This is a genomic window from Micromonospora sp. NPDC049891, from assembly GCF_040660295.1.
Classification (GTDB): Bacteria; Actinomycetota; Actinomycetes; order Mycobacteriales; family Micromonosporaceae; genus Micromonospora.
In genome coordinates this window covers 38,048-61,184 of the sequence record NZ_JBFAML010000023.1, presented here as the reverse complement: position 1 = coordinate 61,184, position 23,137 = coordinate 38,048, and the positions used below count along the sequence as shown (strand labels likewise).

The following is a 23,137-nucleotide window of genomic DNA, read 5'->3' as shown; positions in this document are numbered from 1 at the left end:
CGACCCGCCCGCGAGGTCGACGGCAGCGCACACACCTTGTGTCCGCAGCGCGGGCAGGTCTTCGGACTCGTGGGCGGTGCCGGACTCGGCCGGTCTCCTACTGGCCGTCGCTTCCCAGGCCGGGCGGCCCAGTGCGTGGTGACGGCTGTCGTTCCCACTCACCGCTGCGGGGCAGTCCCGGACTTTCACCGGGTTCCCTCTTACGACGCCCGACCGCACGGCCGGGCGAACCAGCGCCGTCGGCCACCCTATCCTGACCCGGTCCGACGACCGTCCGGCCCGGGTACCTGTGGCGAGTTGCCCCATCACTCCGACGCCGAGCGTCGGCCCGTGGCCGCGATCGCCACGAACCTCGCCGTCACGACCCACCGTGTGCGATCGGTAGCGGATTGACAGTGGCTGTGGGAGCAGACGAGACTGGCGCGACAACTGAACAACCGCGTGTGTGTGCGGGGGAAGTCCGGTCGAAGTCCGGCGCTGGCCCGCAACGGTAGGCCGCCGGGAGCTTCCCTGGTGGCGAGCCCGAATACCTGCCGCACCCGCGATTTCTGCTCCCCACCCGTCGTGGCCCACGGGTCGGAGGCCGGCCAGCCGCGCCGTCGCCGGGCGGGCCGGGTTTCTGACGACCGCCGGGCCGGAAAGGCGCGTCCGATGGTCGTCCGCCTGAGCCGGCACCGCCTGCTCGCCCTGCTTTGCGGTGTGCTCGCCGCCCTCACTCTGACCACACCCGTGATGGCCGCGCCCCCGCAGGCCGGCACCGTCCGATCCGATGCGGCCGCGGGCTGGTTGGCCCGACAGCTTGTCGACGGGGAACGCTTCGAGGCCGTCTTCGACGGGGTCGCGTACCCGGACCAGGGGTTGACCCTGGACGCGGTCTTCGCGTTCGCCGCCACCGGTGTCGCCGACGACTTCGGCGCGCGAGCCCTGGCCTGGGCGACCCGGCCGGACGTGCGTGACGGGTACATCGGTGACGGCACCACCGAGGCGTACGCGGGCGCGACCGCCAAGCTCGCACTCGCCGTCGCGGTCCGCGGCGGTGACCCGACCGACGTCGGCGGTGTCGACCTCATCGCCCGGCTGGAATCGCTCCAGACGTCCGGCGGCCGCTTCACCGACCGGTCGGCGTGGGGTGATTTCAGCAACGCGTTCAGCCAGTCCTTCGCGATTCTCGCGCTGGACCGCACCGCGCAAGGTGTGCCGGCGGCCGCTGCCGGATGGCTGGCGGGTACCCGGTGCCCCGACGGCGGCTATCCGCTGCTGCCCGCGCAGCCGGCCTGTGCGTCCGATGTGGACGTGACGGCCGTCGCGGTGCAGGCGTTGCGGGCCGCCGGTCGTAAGGCTGATGCCGCCGCAGGGCTGCACTGGCTGCTCTCGGTGCAAGGCGACGACGGTGGGTTCACCAACGCCGGTGGGGTCGCGAACGCCAACAGCACCGGACTGGCCGCCCAGGCGCTGCGCGACGGCGGCCGGCCGCTGGCCTGGCTCCGGGCCCGCGTGTTCCTGGCCGATCTTCAGGTCGGGTGTGCCGCCCCGGTCGCCGACCGGGGCGCTGTCGACTTCGACGGCGGCGTCTTCGATCCCGGTACCGCCCCCCGCGCCACCGCGCAGGCTGTCCTCGGTCTGACCGGCACCGGATATGCCCGGCTCTCCACCGTCACCGCGACCGCCGGCGCACCCACTCTGCCCTGCCGCTGACCGGCCGGCAGATTCCGTCCCACCACAAGGAGTGCTCATGTCCCAGGTCCATCTTCCCGCCCGTCGGTGGCTGGCGAGCATCGCGGCGGTGGCTGTCGTCGCCGTCGGGTTGATTGCTGTCGAGCCGTCTCCACGGGCCGCGCAGGCCGCCGCGTGCACCGGGACGTCGGGGGTCACCGTGGTGGTCGACTACGGTGCGCTCGGCGGCGGCGTCCAGGTGGCGTGCGCGCTCGGTGACCCGGCCACGGGCCTGGCCGCCCTGCAGGGCGCAGGCTTCACCGTGACCGGTACGCAGCGATGGGGATTGGCCTTCATCTGCCGGATCAACGGCAAGCCGACCGCCGCGACGGAACCCTGCATCAACACCCCGCCGGCCAGCGCGTACTGGTCGTACTGGCACGCCTCCGGCAGCGGCGCCTCCTGGACCTACAGCACGTTGGGAGCGACCAGCTACAACCCGGCCCCGGGCACGGTCGAGGGCTGGTCCTTCGGCTCCGGCGCGGCACCCAGCATCACCGCCCCCTGACCTGCGTGTACCCTTCACGAGCCGTGGAGGTGCCGGGTGTCGCCCGCCACGCTGGCGCCGCGAGGTGACCGGCGGTACGGTGGCGACACCCGGTGCGCCAGGTACACAACTGAATACGTCCCGTACGGGGGGAAGTCGGTAGAAGCCGACGCTGACCCGCAACCGTGAGCGAGCACCGCCTCGCGAGCCGGAATGCCCCGCACAGGACGAGCGGCTTCCACTGTCGAGGTCTACAGGGTGGAGTCCGGGTAACCGAGGTACGGCATCTCGTCGCGGCCACGCGAGCGGATGCCGCCCGTCGGTGCCTTCCGGAGCTTTCACCGACCGCTCTGCGAAAGGCACCCCTCATGCCCACGTTCCCGCTCCGGCGCGTCGGCGCCGGTCTCGGCGCCGCCACCGCCACAGCGCTCGCCATCGTCGCGACCACCCCCCTCGGCGTGGCCGCCGCGCCATCGCCGACCCACACCGCCGCCGCGCGCGACGCTGCGACCTGGCTCGCCGGGGAATACGTCGACGGCGTCCTGCCTGGACCGTTCACTCCCGAGGACTGGGGGCTGAGCATCGACGGCGTGATCGCCCTCGCCGCCACCGGGGTGGCTGGCTCTACTCGGCAGGCGGCGACGGCGCAGATCGCCGCGCACGTACGGTCCTACAACAGCTACGACGACTGGGGCATCGAGGGTTTCACCGACGGTGGCGCCACCGCGAAACTGCTCTACGTGGCCTCCGCCGCCGGCGCCAACCCCACCGACTTCGGCGGCTGGGACCTGCGTGCCGAGACCGTGGCCCTGCTGTCTGCGGCGGGCACCGGGCACCAGCGCGGCCGGATCACCAGCCGAACCACCGAGGCCACCGGCCCGGACCCCAGCAACACCTTCGACCAGTCCTTTGCCGTGTTGGGCCTGGCCCGCAGCGGCGGCGCGCCGCAAGAAACCGTCGACTTCCTCATCCGGCAGCAGTGCACGGCCGGCGGCTTCCGGCTCTACCCCGACGCCGACGGAGCACCGTCGCCGTCCTGCGACACCCAGGCCAATGCCACCCTCGACGTCGACTCGACCGCCATGGCCGTGCAAGCACTGCTCGCGACCGACGCAACAGGTGCGGACGAGGCCGCTCAGCGCGGCGCCGACTGGCTGGTGGCGCAGCAACGCGCCGACGGGTCGTTCGGCGGGTCGGGGCCGACCAGCGGCGCGAACTCCAACAGCACCGGCCTCGCCGGGCAGGCCCTGTCCGCGGCCGGACGCGACGCCGGAGCGGCACGGGCCGCCGAAGCCCTGGCGGCGCTCCAGCTCACCACCGCCAACGGTGGTGCCGCGGCGGCCGACGCCGGCGCCATCGCCTACGCCAGCGACGCGTTGACCGAGGCGGTCACCGACGGCATCGCCGACACCTTCCGGGACCAGTGGCGCCGCGCCACCGCCCAAGCGCTACTCGGGCTGGCCCAGATGCCGCTGGGCCGGATCGGCCTCGACGTGCCGCCCTCCGGTGAGCCCACCCCATCGGCCACCGTGCCACCAACGCCGACCGGCTCACCCAGCCCGACCGGACCACCGTCCCCGTCCGCCTCGCCCACACCGACCACCGCGCCCACCCACAGCCCGACACCGAGCGCCTCCCCGAGCGGCACGCCACCCACCCCCACCACGACGCCGACTCCCGCTGCCTCCGTCACCAGTCCCGCCGCCGGACCGGGCCGGCTGCCAACCACCGGTGCGGCGATCGGCGGGTACGTGCTCACCGCCCTGCTGCTGCTCGGTGGGGGAGCGGTGCTGCTGGTGCTCGGCCGTCGGCGGGCCACATGAGCATCCGGGCGACCCGCCTCGCAGTCACCCTCGCCGTGGCCGCCGCCAGTGTTCCGGTCGGTTCGGGTCCGGCGACGGCCGCCGGCAGCGCGGGTTACTGCCCCGACGCCGCCGGTGTGACCGTCGTGGTGGACTTCAAGGAACTCGGCGGCGGCACCGTCGTCCGGTGCGCCCCCGGCGACCAGACCACCGGCCTGGCGGCGTTGAAGGCCGCCGGCTTCCAGATCGCCGGCACACTGCGCTGGGGCGAGGGATTCATCTGCCGGATCGAGGGCAAGCCCTCGGCCAGCACGGAGAAGTGCGTCGACACGCCGCCGGCCAGCGCCTACTGGTCATACTGGCACGCGCCCAACGGGGGTACCTGGACCTACAGCGACAAGGGTGTGCTCAACCGCAAGCCACCATCGGGCAGCTTCGAAGGCTGGTCGTTCTCGCTCAACCGCAACGCCGACAGCGCACCCCGACCTGGTGTGGCCCCCGCCCGGCCCGCACCACCGCCGCGCACCACACCACCCGCGCCCCCGCCTGCGCCCCGCACGTCCGCACCGGCGCCGCCGCGTGCCCCGTCGGTTGCGCCACCGGTCGCCCCGCCACCGGCCGTCGATGCACCGAACGCACCCACGATGTCGGGCGGTACCCCACCGGCCGGGGTCACCCTGACCCCACCGGTGGCCGCCGCCACCGCGACCCCGCCCGGCAGCTCACCCGTGCCGACGACGGCCGCCACCGCTCCGCCGCTCGCGGCTGCGCCCGTCGCCCCGTCGGCCGATCCGACGGACTCGTACCCGGCGACCGAGTTCAGCGCCACGCGTGACACCGGCGGCCTCCCGCTGGGCACCGTGGCGGGGGTGCTCCTGCTGGTCGCGCTGGCGGGTGGCGGGATCGTCGCCGCCCGCCGCCGGCGAACCGCCGAGCCGGATGACTGACCAGGCCACCGCCGACGGGGTGGGGCGACAGGCACCGGTGACACCGCCTGACAGCCGGCCGGCCCGGGCGGGACGCCTACCCCGCGCCCTGCACCCGGGTGCCTGGTGGCTGTGGGCGCTCGGGCTGGCGACCGCGGCCAGCCACACCACCAACCCGCTTCCGCTGGCCCTGCTCGTCGCCGCCGCCGCGCTTGTGGTCGTGCGCCGCCGAGGTGACGCCCCCTGGGCGTTCGCGTTCCGGATGTACCTGATCCTCGGCGCGGTGATCGTGGCCATGCGGGTGGTGTTCCGCCTCGTGTTCGGCGGCGGCCAGGGTGACCACGTCCTGCTTCACCTGCCGGAGATTCCGTTGCCGGCGTGGGCGGCCGGCATCCGGCTGTTCGGCCCGGTCGCCGCCGAACAGCTCCTCGGCGGCTTCTACGACGGGCTGCGCCTGGCGACGATGCTCATCTGCCTCGGTGCCGCCAACGCCCTGGCCAATCCGAAGCGCCTGCTGAAAGCGGTCCCCGGCGCCCTGTACGCGGTCAGCACCGCCGTGGTGGTCGCGTTGTCGGTGGCCCCACAGCTTGTGGAAAGTGTGCTGCGGGTACGCCGGGCCCGCCGGCTGCGCGGCGCCGCCGGGCAGGGTCTGCGTGCCCTGCGGGGCATCGCCCTGCCGGTGCTGGCCGACGCCCTGGACCGATCCCTCGCCCTGGCCGCGGCCATGGACTCGCGCGGCTACGGCCGCACCGCCGCGATACCGGCCGGCCAGCGCGCCCTCACCGGCGGGCTGGTGCTCGCCGGACTGGTCGGTGTCTGCGTCGGCACGTACGGGCTGCTCGACACGACCGTGCCCGGCTACCTCGGTCTGCCGATGCTGATCGTCGGGCTGGCGACGGCCGTCGCCGGGATGCTGCTGGCCGGCCGGCAGGTCCGGCGCAGTCGCTACCGGCCGGACCGCTGGCCGATCACGGAGGTTGTCGTCGCCGGCTGTGGGGTGGCCACCGCCGTCGTGATGGCGGTGGCCGGATCCGTGGACCCGGCCCGGCTCTACCCGCCGGTGAGCCCGCTCACCTGGCCCGAACTGACCCCGCTGATGCTCCTGGTCGTCGCGGTCGCGGTCGCACCGGCCTGGCTGGCACCGCCGCCGACGCTCGCGGATCACCGCACCCCCCGCCCGGTGCTCATCCCATCGGACGGCACGACCCGCAGCTCGCCGAAGCGTGACACCAGCGAGTCGGAGGCCCAACGTTGATCGATTTCAGTCGGGTGACCGTCCACTACGCCGAGACCCCCGAACCGATGCTGCGCGACGTGAACCTGCACATACCCGAGGGCGAGTTGTGCCTGGTCGCTGGCCGCACCGGCGCCGGCAAGTCGACCCTGCTGCGGGCCATCAACGGGCTGGTGCCGCACTTCACCGGCGGCACCCTCCACGGCACCGTCACCGTGCAGGGCCGCGACACCCGCAGCCACCCTCCCCGTGACCTCGCCGACGTCGTCGGAATCGTCGGCCAGGATCCCCTCGCCGCCTTCGTCACCGACACCGTCGAAGAGGAACTCGCCTACGGCATGGAGCAACTTGCCCTGCCGGCGCCGGTCATGCGTAAACGCGTCGAGGAGACCCTCGACCTGCTCGGCATCGCCGAGCTCCGGGACCGTCCGCTGCGGACCCTGTCGGGCGGGCAGCAGCAGCGGGTCGCCATCGGCGCGGTGCTCACCAGCCACCCGCAGGTGCTCGTCCTGGACGAACCGACCTCCGCCCTGGACCCCACCGCAGCGGAAGATGTCCTGGCCGCCGTCACCCGCCTGGTCCACGACCTCGGCGTCACCGTCGTGGTGGCCGAGCACCGCCTCGAACGTGTCGTGCAGTTCGCCGACCGGCTGCTCTACCTGCCCGGCGACGGCACCGTCATCGACGGCGAACCGGCCGCCGTGCTCGCCGACGTCGATCTCGCGCCACCCCTTGTCGAGCTGGGCCGGGCTGCCGGCTGGACACCCTTGCCGCTGTCCGTACGCGACGCCCGTCGCCGCGCATCGGACCTGCGGCAGCGGCTCGCCGACGCCCCGGCGCCTCCGGCCACACCACCACCGGCTGGTCTGCCGGTACTGGCCGCCCGCAACATCGTGGTGCGCTACCCCGGCACCGTTGCCGTGGCCGGCGTCGATCTCGACCTGCATCCCGGCCGGATCGTCGCGCTGATGGGCCGCAACGGCTCCGGCAAGTCCAGCCTGCTCTGGGCGGTGCAGGGCAGTGGCCCACGGCACAGCGGAACTGTCACCGTCGTCGGCCCCGACGGCGCCACCGACCCGAAGACACTGCCCGCCGGTCGGGCTCGACGACGGGTCGGGCTGGTGCCGCAGACCCCAGGCGACCTCCTCTATCTGGAGACGGTGGACGCCGAATGCGCCCAGGCCGACCGGGAGTCCGACGCATCCGTGGGCACCTGCCGGGCGCTGCTGGACCAGCTCACCCCCGCGCTGCCCGGCGACCAGCATCCCCGCGATCTGTCGGAAGGGCAGCGGCTGGCCCTCGCGCTCGCCGTCCAGCTCACCGCCGCACCACAGGTCGTGCTGCTCGACGAGCCCACTCGAGGCTTGGATTACCGTGCCAAACGGCAATTCACCGCGATCGTCCGGCGGTTGGCCACCGACGGTCGGGCGGTCGTCGTCGCCACCCATGACGTCGAACTCGTCGCCATCCTTGCCGACCGCGTCGTCGTGATGGCGCAGGGGGAGATCGTGGCCGACGGCACCACCGCCGAGGTCATGCTCGCCTCACCCGCGTTCGCCCCGCAGGTCGCCAAGGTGCTGGCACCGCAGCCCTGGCTGACCGTGGAGCAGGTCACCGCCGCGCTGGCCGAGGTCGGGACACGAGGATGACGACCGCCCTGCGGGTCGCCCCGCGTACGGCCGTCGTGCTGGTCCTGGCCTCCGTCGCCGCGCTGGCTACCTTCAGCTGGCCATTCTTCGTGTCCGCCCAACCCGAGAGCATGGCCCGGACCACCGAGGCGCCACTGGTCTTCATCGCCGTACTACCGATCCTGCTGGCCGTCGTCCTGGCCGAACTCAGCTCCGGCGGCATCGACAGCAAGGCCCTGGCGATGCTCGGCGTGCTCGCCGCCGTCAACGCGGCCCTTCGTCCGCTCGGTGCCGGCACCGCCGGCATCGAAACGGTGTTCTTCCTGCTCGTGCTCGCCGGCCGGGTCTTCGGGCCGGGCTTCGGGTTCCTGCTCGGCGCCACCTCGCTGTTCGCCTCCGCCCTGCTCACCGCCGGCGTCGGCCCGTGGCTGCCGTTCCAGATGCTGGCCGCCGCCTGGATCGGCCTCGGCGCCGGGCTGCTGCCGGCCCGGCTGCGGGGTCGGGCCGAGATCGCGGTGCTGGCTTGCTACGGTGCGATCGCCGCCTACGGCTACGGGCTGCTGATGAACCTGTGGTTCTGGCCGTTCAGCATCGGCGCGGACACCCAGCTCTCCTACGTCGCCGGGGCACCGGTGCTGGACAACCTGCACCGCTTCGCCGTGTTCACCGCCGTCACCTCCACCTTCGGGTGGGACACCGGCCGCGCCATCACCACCGTGATGGCCATCGTCCTGGTCGGACCCGCCGTCCTGGCCGCTCTGCGCCGGGCCGCCCGGCGCGCCGCCTTCGAGGCGCCGGTCACCTTCGCCACGACACCAGGGCCAGCCATCCCGCCCGGGCAAGACAGCGGTCTCGGTGTGCGGCCGCGAAACCCTCGACAGCGGCCTGACGCCGAGGAGTCACCGCCACCCGCATCTCCGGGTTGGCGACCGACGACGAAGATCTGATCGCGAAGCGGATGCGGCGTCGCCAGGGTGGCACCAGGCCCATCGGGCGGATGCCAGAAGCCGTCAGGGCGGAAGCCGGTTCCTGACCCGTACCCGCCTTCCTCTACCCGTGTCCTTGGTGAGGACCGATGCAGGTCGGGCGCGGGATGGTGTGCCTGTGTCAGGGGCGTGGGCCGTGCAGGAGGGCGCCGTGCAGGACGGCGGACGGGTCCGCGCCGAGGTCGAGGCGGTCCGGTGCGACGTCGGCGCGGACGAGGAGGTCGCCGACGGCGGCGATCATGGCGCCGTTGTCGGTGCAGAGTCGGGGTGACGGTACCCGCAGTCGTACGCCAGCGGCGGCGCAGCGTGTTTCGGCGAGGTGCCGTACCCGGCTGTTGGCGGCGACGCCGCCGACGAGCAGCAGCGTGTCGACCTGGTGGTCGCGACAGGCAGCCAGGGCCTTGCGGGTGAGGGTGTCCGCGACGGCCTCCTGGAACGACGCCGCGACGTCGGCCACGGGCACCGCCCGGTCGCCGTGCCTCTCGACCCAGCGGGCCACGGCGGTCTTGAGACCGGAGAAGGAGAACCGGTAGGGCGGGTCGTGGGGGCCTGTCATCGGTCGAGGGAAGGCGATAGCAGTAGGGTCGCCGTCGCGGGCGATGCGGTCGATGGCGGGTCCGCCGGGGTAGGGCAGGCCGAGCAGGCGGGCGACCTTGTCGATTGCCTCTCCGGCCGCGTCGTCGACGGTGTCGCCGAGGTAGACGACGGGGTCGCGGGCGAGGTCGCCGATCAGCAGGAGTGAGGTGTGTCCGCCGGAGACGATCAGCGCGACGCAGCGGTGGGGGAGCGGGCCGTGTTCGAGGACGTCGACGGCGGCGTGGCCGGCGAGGTGGTGCACGCCGTAGAGAGGCACGCCGAGGCTGAGGGCGTAGGCCTTGCCGGCGGCGAGGCCGACCTGCACGGCGGTGGCGAGACCGGGCCCGGCGGTGACGGCGACAGCGTCGATGTCGCCGAAGCCAAATCCGGCGCGGTCGAGGGCGTGGCGGACCATGGGCGTGACGGCGTGCAGGTGGGCGCGGGCGGCGACCTCGGGGACGACCCCGCCGAAGCGGGCGTGTTCGTCCATGCTGGTGGCGAGGGCGTCGCCGAGCAGGACGCCGTCGGCGACGATGCCCACGCCGGTCTCGTCGCAGGAGGTTTCGATGCCCAGGACGACAGGCACCCGTCAGCCGTCCTGGCCGGTACCCACGCCGACGCCAGGGTGTTCGGCGCTGGTGGTGAGGATTCGCTTGCGGAGTTTGCTGGGAAGTCGGTCGACGTAGGCGAGGCCGTCGAGGTGGTCGACCTCGTGTTGGAAGCAGCGGGCCAGGGTGCCGGTGCCGTCCAGCCGGACTTCCTGACCGTGAATGTCAAATCCGGTGACGGTGGCGGTGGCGCAGCGGGCCAGTTCGGCGTGCCGGCCGGGGACGGAGAGGCAGCCCTCCGAGTCGGTCACCAGGTCGCGGTGCTCGGGCAGGTGCAGGACCGGGTTGACGACGGTGGCCACGGTATGGGTGCCGGTGGCGTCGGGGCAGTCGACGACGAAGATCCGGGCGTCGACGCCTATCTGGTTGGCGGCCAGACCGATGCCGTGGGCGGCGTACATGCTGGCGAACATGTCGGCGACGAGCTGGGCGAGGGCGGCGTCGAAGTCGGTCACCTCGGCGCAGCGACGGTGCAGGACGGGCGTGCCGTAACGGGTGATGGGGCGCGGGGTCCCTGTCGAGGTCTGCACAGTGGCCTATCCTATGCAATTGCCAAAGCTTTGCATTAAGAGCAGCAATCCCAGAGGAGTTCTGATGGCGGTCTACACCCTGCCCGACCTGCCCTACGACTACGGCGCGCTGGAGCCGGCGATGTCGGGGCAGATCCTCGAGCTGCACCACGACAAGCACCACGCCGCATACGTCAAGGGCGCCAACGACGGTCTGGAGGAGCTCGCCGAGGCCCGCGACAAGGGCGACTTCTCCACTCTTGTCGGCCTGGAGAAGACGTACGCGTTCAACCTCTCCGGTCACGTGCTGCACTCGATCTTCTGGGGGAACCTGTCCCCGGATGGTGGCGACCGTCCCGAGGGCGAGCTGGCCGCCGCGATCGAGGAGCACTTCGGTTCGTTCGAGGCGTTCGCCGGGCAGCTCTCGGCCGCCACCAAGGGCGTGCAGGGTTCCGGTTGGGGTGTGCTGGCCTGGGAGCCGCTCGCGCAGCGGCTGATCGTGGAGCAGGTCTACGACCACCACGGCAACGTGGGGCAGGGCTCCACGCCGCTGCTGGTGTTCGATGCCTGGGAGCACGCCTACTACCTGCAGTACAAGAATGTCCGGCCCGACTACGTGGACCGGCTGTGGAACCTGGTCAACTGGTCCGACGTGATCGCCCGCTTCGACGCCGCCCGCGCCACCACCCCGAAGCTCTGACCGCCATGACCGGCCTCACCCCGGCCGCGGCGGAACTGGTGCAACGCGCCGCCGGGGTCATCGCGGCCAAGAATCGCGGTGACCTCGGCGGCGCCGAGGAACTGCTCGCCGCGTTCAGTTCCGAGCAGGCCAAGACCCTCGGTTTCTACCTCCTGGCGGATCTGAGCCTCGGACTGCTCCGCGCGCAGAGCGGCCAGTCCCTGGACGACCTCGTCCGGGAGCTGTCCCTGCTCGTCGCCGCCACCGCAACACCGCCGGACAACTGACGCGTGATGATCACCTGGTCGGTGTCGCCGGCACTGTGAGGTGCCGGCGACACCTGCCAGAACGCGACGGCCGGCGGCCCGGCGACTGCCACGCCGCGCACGGTGCCCAGGCCGGCGACATCGTCATCGTCCGCTGCCTGCCCCTGGAACAGGCCCGCGCCGAGGGTGCCTTGGCCCTGTTCGGCGAGATTTACGACGCGACCGTGCGGGTCGTCGAGATCGGCGGCGAGTGGTCCCGCGAGCTGTGCGGCGGCACCCACGTCGACCACTCCGCGCAGATCGGCTCCCTCGCACTCACCGGCGAGTCGTCGGTCGGTGGCGGACAACGCCGAATCGAGGCCGTCACCGGAATCGAGGCACTCCGGTAACTTGCCTGCGAACGCGACCTCACCGCTGCCGGATGACGCCCGTCCGGCTATTCCTGTTGCCGTCCCGTCGCCGAGGATCTGACAGAGCGAATCGCCTCGCGTGGGGTCAGGCGCGCCAGACGGTGCCGCGCCGTTCGTACTCCAGCACCTGTTCGACCTGGACCGCGAGCGCCGCGCCGAGCTGGCGCTCGACAAGCCAGAGCGCGAGGTCCAGACCGGAGGTGACGCCACCTGCGGTGACCAGATCGCCGTCGTCGACCACGCGGGCGTCGGTGACGATGCCGCCCTGGGCCCGCAGGTCGTCGGCCGCACGGAGGTGGGTGATGGACGGCCGCCCGGCGGTGAGTCCGGCCGCGAACAGGAGCATGGTGAAGGGGGGTGACATGACCGACTGCGACTCGTGGCTGATGCAATCCGGCGTTGGGGGGGTCACTTGCCGCGCAGGATGGGCAAGGGCCGGACCCGCAGCCAGTCCTCGCCGACTACGACGATCGCTCCACTGGCCAGGTCGTCGGCGACTGCGGCGAGGTTCGCCACCAGGATCGCGACGATTTGTGCGGCTCGACGACCGCTGATCCGCCGCACCAGCAACACGGACGGTTCGCTGGCCCCGGAGGAGGCCAGCAGAGTGCCGAAGTCGGTGTCTGCGGAGATCAACACTCGCTGTTCCTGGCGTGCCCGATCCAGCACGATCTCATCCGGCGCCGCTGCCAGGCCGTAGTCCCTGAGGTGCTCGGCATCATGCCCCTGAGCGCGCAGACCTGCGGCAACCGCTGGCGACAGGTTGTTGTCGATCAGGAATTTCATGCCGCGTGATGTAGCGGCAGCTCCCGCTCCCGGACAGCCTCGGCGGCGAAGCGCAGCGCTTCCCAGACGTCTTCAACGGTCAGGTCTGGCAGGTCAGACACGATCTCGTCTGCGCTCATGCCGTCCGCGATCATTGCCACGACCGTCGCGACCGGGATGCGTAGCCCACGGATGCACGGTGCACCGCCCATCTGGGCCGGGTTGACGGTGATCCGTTCGAAGTTCATGACGGCATGGTAACCCGTCGTGACCTAGCCCGACCTCGGGCCAACCTGAGACCTGGCTCCCCATCGGTATCCGGAGGATGCCGCAACAGGCATGAGGAATGCGTGGTTGGCCGCAGCCCGGGGCAGGGTGATCGCGGTGGGACGGCGCCGGAGCGCACGGGCTGGCATCCGGCCTCCCACATTTTGTGCTCACACATGCTCACATGTCAAGATCAAGTAGTCCGGCACATCAGCATCGACCCGCTCCAGGACCACGATGACCCGCTCCAGTGGCACGGCAACGCCTACGCCACAATTCGCCGATCGCCTTCAGAGACCCGGACGGGCTGAAACCTCATCACCGACAGTCTCCAAGGCGACGAGAAGCACGGCGTGAGACCGGCGAGAAAGTCGTCCACCGAAATGGAAGTGGAAGTCGAACAAGCCCAGTTCGGGTAGGAGCGGCGATGGTGGGGAGCCTGACATCGTCTACGAGTGCAACTCGCCAGGGTCGTGCATCATCGAAACCGTGGAAGCGGCATCGGTGCGGTATGCAACTGCGACCTGCCCGGCGCCGGCCAGGTCGACGCTGACTGCCGAAACGGGCAGAGATCGTGTTCCGTCGGACTGCCGTGGATGGCAAACCGGCGTGCCGCGTCAACGAATCCGGCTGCGCCGTCGATGAGTGTCACATACACCGCGGTCCTGCCGGTACGCGAGCACACCGTGGACGTATTCGCCGGGGCCGGGTAGCGCTACCTGGAGGGTGGGCGGACGGGATGGCACGAAGCCTCCCACACTGAGCGTGGTCACATTGGTGGTCACAGCCCAAGATCAAATAGCCGTCATCGTGCGACATGTGGCCACAGGGGGTGTGATCTGACGTAGAGAATTTCCCCTGCTCAAAGCACCTGTCGGCATCCGCTGGTATGGCGTGACAGAATTGTTACCATGCTGGCAGTGTGGGGGTCAGGGGTTCGAGTCCCCTCGGCTCCACCCAAGCAAAAAGCCCTGGTGAGAGACACTGTCTCCCACCAGGGCTTTTGTCATTCGTCAATCTCTCGGGCCGCTATGTGCCAGATCCGTGCCAGATCACGCGCTGATCTTGCCTCGCGCCTCTTCGATCAAGGCGTCCAGCGCGGCGGCGATGGCGTGATCGCGGTCACGGGTCGCGTGCTGGTAGATCATCGCCGCGCGGGTGCTCGAATGACCGATGCGCGCCATCAGTTCCTTGAGCGTCGCGCCGCTCTGTGCTGATCTCCGACATGACCGCACCCATGGCACTACCGGCACGGGCCGAGACACAGGCCGACGACCCTGCGGTACGCGAACGCGCAGAGCGAATCACTCGCCGAGCAGCAGACGGCATCATCGATCAGGTCGCCGAGCTAGGCGACCTCGGCCTGATCCGGTCGACCACCGTTGAGGTACGGCTACACCGGGCGTCCCCGCTGTTCAAGCTCTACATCCTCAACAGCGAAGAGGTCTTCTACGGCTTCTACCCCGTCGTAGAGCGCACCGTATCGATCAAGGGTGAGCCGATGGCCATCTACGACCTGATGGGCAAAGACGTGCCACTGTTCCACTACGCCGTAACCGACGACGACGCCTCACATGGCACACGGTTCGTGGAAGCATCCCGCCAATGGTTCGACTCAGTGTGGTCGACCATCGCCTACCGGTACGACGCATGAACGCCGACCTCGGCCGACTGCTCGGCGAGGTCGATGCACTGCTACTCGACTTCGACGGGCCGGTGTGCAGCATCTTCGCCGGATATCCCGCACCGCAGGTTGCCGCCGAGTTGGTCGACGTCCTCCGGCGGCACGGGGTCGACGTGCCGCCGGACCTCGCCAGCGAGCCGGACCCGCTGGAAGTGCTCCGCCGCACGGGGACAGCCGACGACCAGGACGCCACCTGCGCGGTAGAGGATGCGCTCTGCGCGGCCGAGCGCCGGGCCGTCAAGACTGCCGAACCCACGCCGTATGGACGGGAAGTCATCGTGGCGGCGCGGCAAGCCGGAATGTCAGTGGCGGTGGTCAGCAACAACTCGGCCGGCGCGGTGAGCGCGTACTTAGAAGCGCACCGCCCCGCCGGGTATGTGTCACCGGTTGTTGGCCGTGCGTACGCCGCCCCGGATCGCATGAAGCCCGATCCAGAACCGATCCTGCAAGCGGTGCGTGCGGTACGCCACTCGCCGAACAGATGCGTTCTGATCGGTGACTCACTTTCGGGCATCGAAGGAGCGCAGGCAGCAGGCGTACGCGTGGTTGGCTACGCTAATCGGCCGGCCAAAGTCGAGAAGTTTCTGGCCGCAGAGGCTGACCTGGTGATCACGTCTATGAGTGCGATAGCAGGAGCGTTGATCGAGCGAATTAGTAGCTGACGTCGGAAGCAACGCGTGTCCTCTGTGGAGCAACGTGGACCAGACTGCCGATTGACACCGCGCTCGATGATCGGTTGGGTAGACCGAGGTGCGCACCATGAGGGGAGACCGAGTGTGGCTGGCTACGGCGAAGATCCAGCGGTGCCGAGCAACGGGGGATGGACGGCGGGCCAACGTCCTTGGATTCGACAGCAGATACTGGAAGGCAAACGGGTTCAATGCCCATTTTGTGGAAGTTCCGAGGCTGTCGCCTCGTGGAACGACAGCCACCGAGACTTTGGACGCGTCGAGATTTACTGCGAGAACCCTAGGTGTGACGCTCGAACGACCGTCTTGTTAAGCACCCAAGGGGAGTGGGCGAGCCGACGGGCTGATGTTCGAGCCCTTTCCGCTGTAGACCGCTTTGCGCCGCAGGCAGAGGTGGAGCCTGATCCGGATGAAGGTGAGTGGGACGATTATCGCGACTCTGAGACTCTCTGGTACCAGGGGATTGAACGCCTGCGAAGAGAGGCCGTCAGTGAGGGCGATAGTGTTACCCGGCGTCGGTTTTCGCGAGAGCAGTTTAGGATGAACGTTGATTAGTCGATGTCTTCGTGGACGATAGATGCGCTTCTGGCAGACGATGCAGCGCGCCCTCGCTTGATATCGCGCAGCACCTGTTCGCGCTCCATCTGGTCTGCCACGCTCTTGCGCTGACGAGCTAGACGCGCTGCGATCGCAGCCTGTCGGCGGGCCACCTCTTTTGCCCCGCTATGGTGGGCCTGTTTCGCTGCCTCTGCCTGCTCGTGCCATTCCACGGTCCGCATCGTCGCTCGACGCTTCTGTGACTCAGCGACCTGTTCCATCGCAGACGAAGTCGCGGTATACGGCCCATACATGATGTCTTGGCCGTCCTCCTTGTCGGAGAAGCGCCAAGTCCTAAGCCGTTGCTGCATACGCCACAACGTGCGATCCCTGTGCTCGCCTCTAACCCAAGCCGCCCCCTGGCCGGGGTGAGTGTCGCCGTTCGGTAGGTAATTGATGGCGTACAGGACATCCCGTACACACCATCCGGCGTCGAAATACGGCCGAACAATGCGATAGATTAGGTCTGGGTCAATTTTCTGAAGAATCGGCACATATACGCTTAGTGTTTCTATTGCTAGCAGAATCTCGGTTTTGCCACTTGGTGCCAGTCGCGGGTCGAACGGCAACAGCTCGCTGGACTGGCTGTTGCACCGGCGACAGCGCCATACGTATCCGGTTGGTGCGCGAACTAGATCTTGCTTGTCCGCCGGTGCTTCGCAGGTCTTGCAAGGAAACGCTGACGGACGGTAGTGGCTTGCTCGCTCAAAGTCAGTGCTCATGCCGCTCCAACTCTTGACGGCGACAACGGCAACGGCATCAGGGTAGCGGACCGTCATCGCGGATGTTGACCGATGTCCGATCGCTGCGGCGAGTCGGCACGGGTGTCACTCGTCCGTCTCGCTTGCGACTCCGTCCCACTGGTCGCGGCAACATGGCGGAGATGCGGGTATCTAGCGGCCGGTAGTGTCGGCCCTGCTTAGCGCGATACGTGCGGCGACCAACTGCGAGTGGACGGCCTCAGCTGAGACATTCCACTTTTCGCTTCCTACACGCTGAGGGATCGTGAAGGCTGCTCCGCTAACTCGGTCCCCGCTAATGACGCCGCCTCGCACCAGGAATGGCCTGAATTGTTGAGGTTGCGGTGGCACCAGGGCCATAAGAAAGGAACGGTCGTTACTCGATATGACTCGAATATCCAAACCTTCGATCGGTGGTACCACCCGGTGTTTGGCTACCTCGGCGTAGGAGTCGACGTTCAGCGATCCCGGCGAGCAGCCGTTGGCAGCTGTGATGATGTCCTGTCCGGACGCGTCCCTGCTTGTCGATAGTCCAACGACTATAATCCCCCCGCTGTCGCAATTCGCAAAGGCTGCGAGGTCGAGCGCAAATTCATGTTTCTGTCGATCATTCTCGAATCCATATCCCTTCTGCTTGACCTCTAACCACTGTGACTCGGGCTGGCCTAGTAGTGCCTCGGGAATTTTCGATGCCATTAGTGCCAGAACGCCGGCCGGCGAAGTGGGCGCACCTTCCTCGTTTGCGATCAAGCTATCAAATAGAAAGCTTAAAGCGACGATTTGCCCGACGGTTCGGTCCAGCGGAAAAGACACCTTGAGGCAAACGTAGGGGCCTTCGCCGCGATCCTCGTGACAATCAATCTTGCGCAACACCCCTTTGTTTGCCCTGAGTAGTGGGCCGATTGATTCCATGGCACCGGGCTCATTGGTGAATTCGCGGCACGAATACTCCGAATCGAGTGCAATTCCCCACTCTTCATGGTAAGAGAAGGTGTCGTATCGGTGTGAGAATGGTCGCCATACGTTTGGTCGAGCGTAATTGGTTCTGGCGGTAAGGGTCAATCCGCCCTCTGGCGGCTTTGCTAGCTTGCTTATCTCCTTAAAGATTTCGAGGAGATCGGCAAGGAGTACATTTCCGAAAGAGTCAAGGGTGCAGTCGAATTCGTAAGTTGTGTGATCGTAGGGTCGTCCAGCCTGGCCGCTTGTGGTCAACAGAGTATTTTGGGATCTGTCCCACGTCACCGTTCTGCGCACAGGTGTACATTGCCCGTGTTGCGCCCCCCATGCAAGGCGGCATGCAGTGGTTGCGAAGAGCAGCCAGCGAGCCTCAAGCTTGCCGAAGCAAGATCGGCGAATCTGAAGCCGGCTTCAATGTGGCCGCGCGCCGCGTAGTCTTGGCCGTCGATGCTCGTGTGTGCCTTGAAAATAAGTCACGGTTGACTGTCGCCCCGTCGGCAACTGGGTGTCACTGCTGTCACCCGAGTCACCCCATAGCGTTTGAGCTGCTGAAACAGACCTCCCTAGGGTGACGCCAACGCTGCGACGCGTGCACGGTACATGCTCGGAAGCCGTGCCAGTTTTATGCCAGTTCACGGGGTCATCACGGGGAACTAACGGGATATGGCGGGTGGGCGGTGGCGGGAGCCCGCCTGCCAACTGGGCGGGTTGGCGGCGGGTGGACGACAGCCCCCCTGGCAGTGTGGGGGTCAGGGGTTCGAGTCCCCTCGGGTCCACCCTTGTTCACGCAGTTGAATCGGCATTGGTCATCGACCAGTGCCGATTTCTGTTCGTCGCGTTCACCGGTGTGCTCACCCGATCGCCCCACGCTGCTGCTCGATGATGGGCGGCAGGTTCTCCACGGCACCGATCTTTAGCAGGCATTTGGCAGGTCAGGGCACTGACCTGCCGTGGCCGGCACGGGTTTCCCGTGCCGGCCACGTAGGTGCTGGTTCGGTTCAGCTGGCGTACGCCTCCAGCTCCCAGAGCGAGTGACCCCAGGCGCTACCCCTGGCGGTGCCGTAGATTCGCAGGTAGCGGCCATTGGCACCGAGCGCGGTGTGCTCGTCCACCCCGCCGTCGGCCCCGGTGACCGCCTTCACGTCGGCCCAGGTGGTGCCGTCGTTCGAGGTCTGGATGCGGTACGAACTGCTGTACGCCGCCTCCCAGCTCAGCTTGACCCGGCCGATCGCGGTCGGGCTGCCGAGGTCGACCCGGATCCACTGCGGGTCGGAGAACGCCGACGACCAGCGGGTGGTGAGGCTGCCGTCCACCGCCTGGGCACCGGACATGCCGGCCCCCTCGTTGCTGGACGTCAACGTCGGCTTGTTCAGCAGCAGGTTGGCGCCCTGCTGCGGACCGCTGGTGCCGCCGTACACCTCGAACTCGAAAAGCGAGTAGCCCCATCCGGTGCCCCGGGTGGTGCCGGTGAGCCGGACGTAACGGCCGGAGCCGGTCAGCCCGGTGAGGTCGTCCACGCCACCGTCACCGCCGGTCACCGTGCGGATGGTGGTGAAGTTGACCCCGTCCGGCGAGGTCTGGATCTGGTACCCGCTGCCGTACGCCGCCTCCCAGGTCAGCTTGACCCGGTTGATGTCATAGCTGGCACCGAGGTCCACGTCGATCCACTGCGGGTCGCTGAACGCGCTGGACCACCGGGTACCGGTCAGGCCGTCGAACGCGTTTGCGGCGACGAAGGCGTCCTGCACGCTCGAGGCGCGGGCCGGCTTGCCCCGGGCCAGGTTGGCGCCCGGTTCCGGGCCGGGTCCGGGGCCGCCGACCGGGCTGGTCGAGAGGGTGAACTCGTCGATGTCGAAGTACGGTCCGGTGCCCTTGAAGACCAGGTACAGGGTGCGGGTACCGGTCGGGGCGGTGATCCCGCCGGTGACCGTGGCGAACGTGGCGTACCCGCCGGTCGGCACCACAGCCGCCTGACCGACGAGCGGTCCGGTGGGCGAGTCGACCCGCAGTTCGAGGGTGCCACCGCCGTCCGCCGGGGCACCGACCCGCGCGCTGAACGACTGGATGCCAGTCAGGTTGTACGGGTGGAACGAGATCCAGTCGTTGTTGTCGACGTACCCGATCGCCGCGCCGCCGTGCGCGCTGCCCGGGGTGACGACCTGGATGCCTGACGAGTCGCCGAAGTGCTCGGCCTGGCGTACCCGTGGCTGGAGGACGGCCTGGGTGTGCGTGGTGAGCGGTGGCTGACCGGCGCCACCGAGGTCGGTGTACTCGGCGTCGATGATGCCGAAGATGTTCGCCGCGGTGTCGTGCTCGCCGTCGACCGAGGTCTGGATCACCCCGGAGCAGCCCTGCACGCTGCTGAGCTGGTGGCCGTGGGAATCGTGGCCGAGAACGTAGTTCACCTTCACCCGGGCACAGTTGATCGGGCCGTCCTGCGCGTCGGTGACCGTGACGCTGAACGGTATGGCGTCCCCGAAGGTGAACGTGGAGCCGTTCAACGGCGTGTTCACGGTGACCACCGGGGCACTGTTGCCGACTGTGATGACGGTGCTCGCCGTACCGACCTTGCCGGTGGTGTCCCGGACGGTGAGGGTCGGGCTGAACGTGCCGTTCGTGGTGTAGGTGAACGTGGGGTTGGCGGCTGTCGAGTCGGTGGTGCCGTTGTTGTCGAAGTCCCAGGCGTAGGTGAACGGGTCACCGTCCGGGTCGAGCGTGCCGGCCGACGAGAACTGCACGGTAAGCGGTGCGACGCCGCTGGTCGGGGTGGCCGCGACGACCGCCCGTGGGGCTCTGCCCTCGCGGGCGTACTCGATCCGGTAGAGCGCCGAGTTGGCGTCGCCGTTGAACCAGCCGGTGCCGTAGTCGAGCACGTAGAGCGCGCCGTCCGGGCCGAATTCCATGTCCATGACCTGGGTGCCCGTCCACGGGAACGGGTTGATCTTCAGCGGCTGGCCGGTCGAGTCGAGCTTGATGTTCTTGATCCAGCGGCGGCCGAACTCACCGGCGAAGTACGTCCCGTCGTAGTACTCGGGAAATGCCACGGCTGAGGTGTTGTTCGGGTCGAACCGGTACACCGGGCCGCCCATCGGGGACAGGCCGCCACCGGTGAACTCCGGCGGGGAGCCGGATCCGCCGTACGGCAGCCAGGCCGGGACGGCCGGCGGCAGATGGGTGAGACCTGTGTTGTTCGGCGAGTTGTTCACCGGGCCGTTGGCGCAGTCGAACTTCGGGCCGGACGGGCCGGACGGGAACGTGTAGTCGTTGTACGCGTCGTTGCGGGCGGTGCAGTACGGCCAGCCGTAGAAGCCGGGCCGGTCGATCCGGGCGAACTCCACGTTGCCCGCCGGGCCCCGGTTCGGGTCGGCGGTGCCCGCGTCCGGACCGTAGTCGCCCAGGTAGACGATGCCTGTCTCCTTGTCCACGCTCATCCGGAACGGGTTCCGGAAGCCCATCGCGTAGATCTCCGGGCGGGTCCGCGCGGTGCCCGGCGCGAACATGTTCCCGGCCGGGATGGTGTACCCGCCGGCCGGGCTCGGCCTGATCCGCAGCACCTTGCCGCGCAGGTCGTTGGTGTTGCCTGAGGTGCGCTGGGCGTCGAAAGCCGGGTTGCGGCCGGCCCGCTCGTCGATCGGGGTGAACCCGCTCGACTCGAACGGGTTGGTGTCGTCGCCGGTGGACAGGTACAGGTTGCCGGCGGCGTCGAAGTCCATGTCACCGCCGACGTGGCAGCACATGCCCCGGCTGGTCGGCACGTCCAGGATCAGCGTCTCGCTCGCCAGGTTGATGGTGTTGTCCGCGTTGGCGGTGAACCGGGACAGCCGGTTGACGCCGTCCCACCGGGCGAAGTCCGCAGGCGTACCGGTGGCCGGTGCCCCGCCACCCGGGGTGTCCAGCGGTGGCGCGTAGAACACGTACACCCAGCGGTTGGTGGCGAAGTTCGGGTCGACGGTTATGCCCTGCAGGCCCTCCTCGTCGCCGGTGTAGACCGGCAGCGTGGCGGCGACCTTGGTGTTGCCGGCCGCGTCGGTGTGCCGGATGACCCCGTTACGGGAGGTGTGGAACACGCCCCGGTCCGGTAGCACGGTCAGGCTCATCGGCTCGCCCGTCTCGGCCGCGCCCTTCGCCAGCTCGACCTGCTGGAAGTTGCTGGTCACGGTACCGCCGCAGTCGGCCTCGGCCGCGCCGGCCGCGCTCATGATGCCGCCGAGCAGATGGGAACGGAAGTTCGGTTCGGCGTACGACTCGTCGGTGTGCCCGAGGCCGGTGTACCAGGCCCGGCCGCCGGAGTAGTTCTGGCACCAGGAGATCGGGTGGTCGTACCCGTTGCCGCCGCCGGTGTAGGTGCTCTCGTCCAGGGTGGCGAGCACGTGCACACTGCCCCGTGGGTTGCTGCGGTAGTTGTACCACTCGTCCAGTCGGGTCCACCGCTGCGGCAGCGCGGCGGTGGACGGGTGCACCTGGTCGGCGACCTTGATGGTCGCGGTCTGGTTGGCCGGGTGCGAGGCGAAGAACGCCCCGACCAACCCGCCGTACCACTGCCACTCGTACTCGGTGTCGGCGGCGGCGTGCACACCCACGTACCCGCCACCGCCCTGGATGTACCGCTCGAACGCGGCCTGCTGGGTGGCATTGAGCACGTCACCTGTGGTGGACAGCCAGATCACCGCGGCGAACCGGTCCAGGTTGGCGTCGGTGAACTGGGCCGCATCCTCGGTGGTCTCGACGGCGAACCCGTTCGCCGCGCCGAGCTGCTGGATGGCGACGATGCCGGGCCCGATGGATCCGTGCCGGAATCCGGCGGTCTTGCTGAAGACCAGCACGGTGAACGGTGCGGCGCTGGCCGCGGGTGGCACGGCGACGATGCCGCCGGCCACGAGGATCGCGCTCAGTACGGCGCCGAGCCACGATCTCAGAGATCTGCGCACGGTGGTCGTCCTTTCGAGGACGGCGTGCGCCGATCACGCCTGCTGGTGTGAGGGTGGTGCCGAGCATGCCTGCGGCCCGCTCAACGCGCCGTCGCCGGTGCGAGCGTGAGACATGTAGATACATCGTTACGGCCGCGTCGCTGGCGCGTCAAGCACTTCGGCCAACTTCGTGAGAGCGTTATCTCGGCAGGTCAGCGAGTTCCTGGATCAACCAGCTGGCCGATGACCGGCTGCGGTCACCAGCTCAGCAGGCCCGCTCAGGGAAGGGTGAAGTCGAGTCGGGTGACCTGGCCGGCGGTAACGGTCGCGGTCTGCGGGGCGCTGTTCCGTTCGCCGGTGCCGACGGTGATCTCGTACCGGCCCGGCGGAAGTCGCCACTCGTAACGGCCGGTGTCCCCGGTCAGCACGCCGATCTCGGGGATCGCCGGAGCCGGCTCGTCGAGGGCGGTGACCTGCACGGACGCTTGGCGTACCGGTTCGCCCGCCGGGGTGGTGACGGTGCCGGTCACGGTTCCGGTCGGGTTGGTGCGACCCGGCGGGGGCGGCGGCCCGTCGTCCGAGACGGGGTCGTCGCCGCCGAACGCGAGCAGGCTCGCCCCGATCAGCAACGGTGCGGCGATCAGGAGTGCGAGCACCCCGAGGCGTGTCCTGCTCATGACTGCTCCCTCAATTCAATGACGGACAGT

The 23,137-nt window shown here is 69.0% G+C and carries 20 protein-coding genes, 2 pseudogenes and 3 riboswitches; of the genes and pseudogenes, 12 read left to right on the top strand and 10 right to left on the bottom strand.

All coding sequences use genetic code 11. The features are described from left to right. Nucleotides 1–55: 55 nt before the first annotated feature. Nucleotides 56–203: riboswitch (cobalamin riboswitch) on the bottom strand. A 203-nt stretch (nucleotides 204–406) separates the two neighbouring features. Further along, nucleotides 407–553: riboswitch (cobalamin riboswitch) on the top strand. 98 nt (nucleotides 554–651) lie between these two features. The 7 genes from AB0I71_RS24580 (at nucleotide 652) to AB0I71_RS24550 (ending at nucleotide 8,737) form a co-directional block, all read left to right on the top strand. After that, on the top strand, nucleotides 652–1,695 hold the full coding sequence (locus tag AB0I71_RS24580; RefSeq protein ID WP_357588384.1) for a peptidase: 1,044 nt from the start codon (nucleotides 652–654) through the stop codon (nucleotides 1,693–1,695). Between the two features lie 37 nt (nucleotides 1,696–1,732). Beyond that, entirely contained in the window at nucleotides 1,733–2,221 is a 489-nt protein-coding gene (locus AB0I71_RS24575) for a hypothetical protein (RefSeq protein ID WP_357588382.1), read from the top strand. 128 nt (nucleotides 2,222–2,349) lie between these two features. After that, a riboswitch (cobalamin riboswitch) is annotated at nucleotides 2,350–2,419 on the top strand. A gap of 149 nt (nucleotides 2,420–2,568) precedes the next feature. After that, nucleotides 2,569–4,023 (top strand): prenyltransferase/squalene oxidase repeat-containing protein, encoded by a 1,455-nt coding sequence (locus tag AB0I71_RS24570; protein WP_357588380.1) that lies wholly within the window; start codon nucleotides 2,569–2,571, stop codon nucleotides 4,021–4,023. Continuing rightward, nucleotides 4,020–4,949 carry a hypothetical protein gene (locus AB0I71_RS24565; protein ID WP_357588378.1) on the top strand — a complete coding sequence of 310 codons (930 nt, stop codon included), beginning with the start codon at nucleotides 4,020–4,022 and terminating at the stop codon, nucleotides 4,947–4,949. Before AB0I71_RS24570 ends, AB0I71_RS24565 begins: the two co-directional genes overlap by 4 nt. Next, complete coding sequence (locus AB0I71_RS24560) at nucleotides 4,942–6,183, top strand: CbiQ family ECF transporter T component (RefSeq protein WP_357588376.1); 1,242 nt, start codon at nucleotides 4,942–4,944, stop codon at nucleotides 6,181–6,183. The genes AB0I71_RS24565 and AB0I71_RS24560 overlap by 8 nt, the downstream gene beginning before the upstream one ends. Next, nucleotides 6,180–7,811, top strand: a complete 1,632-nt coding sequence (locus AB0I71_RS24555) for an ATP-binding cassette domain-containing protein (protein ID WP_357588374.1) — start codon at nucleotides 6,180–6,182, stop codon at nucleotides 7,809–7,811. Before AB0I71_RS24560 ends, AB0I71_RS24555 begins: the two co-directional genes overlap by 4 nt. Beyond that, nucleotides 7,808–8,737 (top strand): ECF transporter S component, encoded by a 930-nt coding sequence (locus tag AB0I71_RS24550; RefSeq protein WP_357588372.1) that lies wholly within the window; start codon nucleotides 7,808–7,810, stop codon nucleotides 8,735–8,737. The genes AB0I71_RS24555 and AB0I71_RS24550 overlap by 4 nt, the downstream gene beginning before the upstream one ends. Nucleotides 8,738–8,897: 160 nt before the next feature. Here the strand turns inward: AB0I71_RS24550 and tsaD are convergent, their stop codons facing one another. Further along, nucleotides 8,898–9,938, bottom strand: a complete 1,041-nt coding sequence (gene tsaD / locus AB0I71_RS24545) for a tRNA (adenosine(37)-N6)-threonylcarbamoyltransferase complex transferase subunit TsaD (RefSeq protein WP_357588370.1) — start codon at nucleotides 9,936–9,938, stop codon at nucleotides 8,898–8,900. Between the two features lie 3 nt (nucleotides 9,939–9,941). Further along, the gene (def, locus tag AB0I71_RS24540; RefSeq protein WP_357588368.1) at nucleotides 9,942–10,490 is read right to left on the bottom strand and encodes a peptide deformylase; all 549 of its coding nucleotides are present in this window, start codon (nucleotides 10,488–10,490) and stop codon (nucleotides 9,942–9,944) included. 64 nt (nucleotides 10,491–10,554) lie between these two features. On the opposite strand from def, the gene AB0I71_RS24535 reads away from it, so the two are divergent. Genes AB0I71_RS24535 through AB0I71_RS24525 form a run of 3 tightly spaced genes read left to right on the top strand, consistent with a single transcriptional unit; the run spans nucleotide 10,555 to nucleotide 11,803 of the window. After that, nucleotides 10,555–11,169, top strand: a complete 615-nt coding sequence (locus tag AB0I71_RS24535; RefSeq protein WP_357588366.1) for a superoxide dismutase — start codon at nucleotides 10,555–10,557, stop codon at nucleotides 11,167–11,169. A 5-nt stretch (nucleotides 11,170–11,174) separates the two neighbouring features. Beyond that, nucleotides 11,175–11,435, top strand: a complete 261-nt coding sequence (locus AB0I71_RS24530; protein ID WP_357588364.1) for a superoxide dismutase — start codon at nucleotides 11,175–11,177, stop codon at nucleotides 11,433–11,435. A 35-nt stretch (nucleotides 11,436–11,470) separates the two neighbouring features. Further along, nucleotides 11,471–11,803 carry a hypothetical protein gene (locus tag AB0I71_RS24525; RefSeq protein WP_357588362.1) on the top strand — a complete coding sequence of 111 codons (333 nt, stop codon included), beginning with the start codon at nucleotides 11,471–11,473 and terminating at the stop codon, nucleotides 11,801–11,803. Between the two features lie 106 nt (nucleotides 11,804–11,909). Here the strand turns inward: AB0I71_RS24525 and AB0I71_RS24520 are convergent. The 4 genes and pseudogenes from AB0I71_RS24520 to AB0I71_RS24505 all read right to left on the bottom strand — a co-directional run. Further along, nucleotides 11,910–12,173 (bottom strand): annotated as a pseudogene (locus tag AB0I71_RS24520) (DJ-1/PfpI family protein); the annotation flags it as partial. 59 nt (nucleotides 12,174–12,232) lie between these two features. After that, a complete protein-coding gene (locus AB0I71_RS24515) occupies nucleotides 12,233–12,610 on the bottom strand; it encodes a DUF5615 family PIN-like protein (protein ID WP_357588360.1) in 378 nt (125 codons plus the stop codon). Beyond that, the gene (locus AB0I71_RS24510; RefSeq protein ID WP_117228534.1) at nucleotides 12,607–12,837 is read right to left on the bottom strand and encodes a DUF433 domain-containing protein; all 231 of its coding nucleotides are present in this window, start codon (nucleotides 12,835–12,837) and stop codon (nucleotides 12,607–12,609) included. Before AB0I71_RS24510 ends, AB0I71_RS24515 begins: the two co-directional genes overlap by 4 nt. A 1,071-nt stretch (nucleotides 12,838–13,908) precedes the next feature. Next, nucleotides 13,909–14,040 (bottom strand): integrase, encoded by a 132-nt coding sequence (locus tag AB0I71_RS24505; protein ID WP_357588358.1) that lies wholly within the window; start codon nucleotides 14,038–14,040, stop codon nucleotides 13,909–13,911. 26 nt (nucleotides 14,041–14,066) lie between these two features. Here AB0I71_RS24505 and AB0I71_RS24500 point away from each other — a divergent pair. After that, a pseudogene (locus AB0I71_RS24500) lies at nucleotides 14,067–14,510 on the top strand (GntR family transcriptional regulator); the annotation flags it as partial. Beyond that, nucleotides 14,507–15,202, top strand: coding sequence for an HAD family phosphatase (locus AB0I71_RS24495; protein ID WP_357588356.1), 696 nt, complete (start codon nucleotides 14,507–14,509; stop codon nucleotides 15,200–15,202). The pseudogene AB0I71_RS24500 and the gene AB0I71_RS24495, both read left to right, overlap by 4 nt. 578 nt (nucleotides 15,203–15,780) lie before the next feature. On the opposite strand, the gene AB0I71_RS24490 is transcribed toward AB0I71_RS24495, so the two are convergent. From AB0I71_RS24490 to AB0I71_RS24475, 4 genes are all read right to left on the bottom strand, one after another. Beyond that, nucleotides 15,781–16,605, bottom strand: a complete 825-nt coding sequence (locus AB0I71_RS24490; protein ID WP_204015509.1) for a hypothetical protein — start codon at nucleotides 16,603–16,605, stop codon at nucleotides 15,781–15,783. Nucleotides 16,606–16,719: 114 nt separating this feature from the next. After that, nucleotides 16,720–17,778, bottom strand: a complete 1,059-nt coding sequence (locus AB0I71_RS24485; RefSeq protein WP_357588353.1) for an RNA-binding domain-containing protein — start codon at nucleotides 17,776–17,778, stop codon at nucleotides 16,720–16,722. A 743-nt stretch (nucleotides 17,779–18,521) separates the two neighbouring features. Further along, on the bottom strand, nucleotides 18,522–22,451 hold the full coding sequence (locus AB0I71_RS24480) for a ThuA domain-containing protein (protein ID WP_357588351.1): 3,930 nt from the start codon (nucleotides 22,449–22,451) through the stop codon (nucleotides 18,522–18,524). Between the two features lie 257 nt (nucleotides 22,452–22,708). Next, the gene (locus tag AB0I71_RS24475) at nucleotides 22,709–23,107 is read right to left on the bottom strand and encodes a carboxypeptidase-like regulatory domain-containing protein (RefSeq protein ID WP_357588349.1); all 399 of its coding nucleotides are present in this window, start codon (nucleotides 23,105–23,107) and stop codon (nucleotides 22,709–22,711) included. Between the last annotated feature and the right edge of the window lie 30 nt (nucleotides 23,108–23,137).

Bases quoted from the DNA above. Each gene is read 5' to 3' on its own strand.
- AB0I71_RS24580 (WP_357588384.1), top strand. From the start codon at position 652: ATGGTCGTCCGCCTGAGCCGGCACCGCCTGCTCGCCCTGCTTTGCGGT.
- AB0I71_RS24575 (WP_357588382.1), top strand. From the start codon at position 1,733: ATGTCCCAGGTCCATCTTCCCGCCCGTCGGTGGCTGGCGAGCATCGCG.
- AB0I71_RS24570 (WP_357588380.1), top strand. From the start codon at position 2,569: ATGCCCACGTTCCCGCTCCGGCGCGTCGGCGCCGGTCTCGGCGCCGCC.
- AB0I71_RS24565 (WP_357588378.1), top strand. From the start codon at position 4,020: ATGAGCATCCGGGCGACCCGCCTCGCAGTCACCCTCGCCGTGGCCGCC.
- AB0I71_RS24560 (WP_357588376.1), top strand. From the start codon at position 4,942: ATGACTGACCAGGCCACCGCCGACGGGGTGGGGCGACAGGCACCGGTG.
- AB0I71_RS24550 (WP_357588372.1), top strand. From the start codon at position 7,808: ATGACGACCGCCCTGCGGGTCGCCCCGCGTACGGCCGTCGTGCTGGTC.
- AB0I71_RS24535 (WP_357588366.1), top strand. From the start codon at position 10,555: ATGGCGGTCTACACCCTGCCCGACCTGCCCTACGACTACGGCGCGCTG.
- AB0I71_RS24530 (WP_357588364.1), top strand. From the start codon at position 11,175: ATGACCGGCCTCACCCCGGCCGCGGCGGAACTGGTGCAACGCGCCGCC.
- AB0I71_RS24515 (WP_357588360.1), bottom strand. From the start codon at position 12,610: ATGAAATTCCTGATCGACAACAACCTGTCGCCAGCGGTTGCCGCAGGT.
- AB0I71_RS24510 (WP_117228534.1), bottom strand. From the start codon at position 12,837: ATGAACTTCGAACGGATCACCGTCAACCCGGCCCAGATGGGCGGTGCA.
- AB0I71_RS24505 (WP_357588358.1), bottom strand. From the start codon at position 14,040: ATGGCGCGCATCGGTCATTCGAGCACCCGCGCGGCGATGATCTACCAG.
- AB0I71_RS24495 (WP_357588356.1), top strand. From the start codon at position 14,507: ATGAACGCCGACCTCGGCCGACTGCTCGGCGAGGTCGATGCACTGCTA.
- AB0I71_RS24490 (WP_204015509.1), bottom strand. From the start codon at position 16,605: ATGACGGTCCGCTACCCTGATGCCGTTGCCGTTGTCGCCGTCAAGAGT.
- AB0I71_RS24475 (WP_357588349.1), bottom strand. From the start codon at position 23,107: ATGAGCAGGACACGCCTCGGGGTGCTCGCACTCCTGATCGCCGCACCG.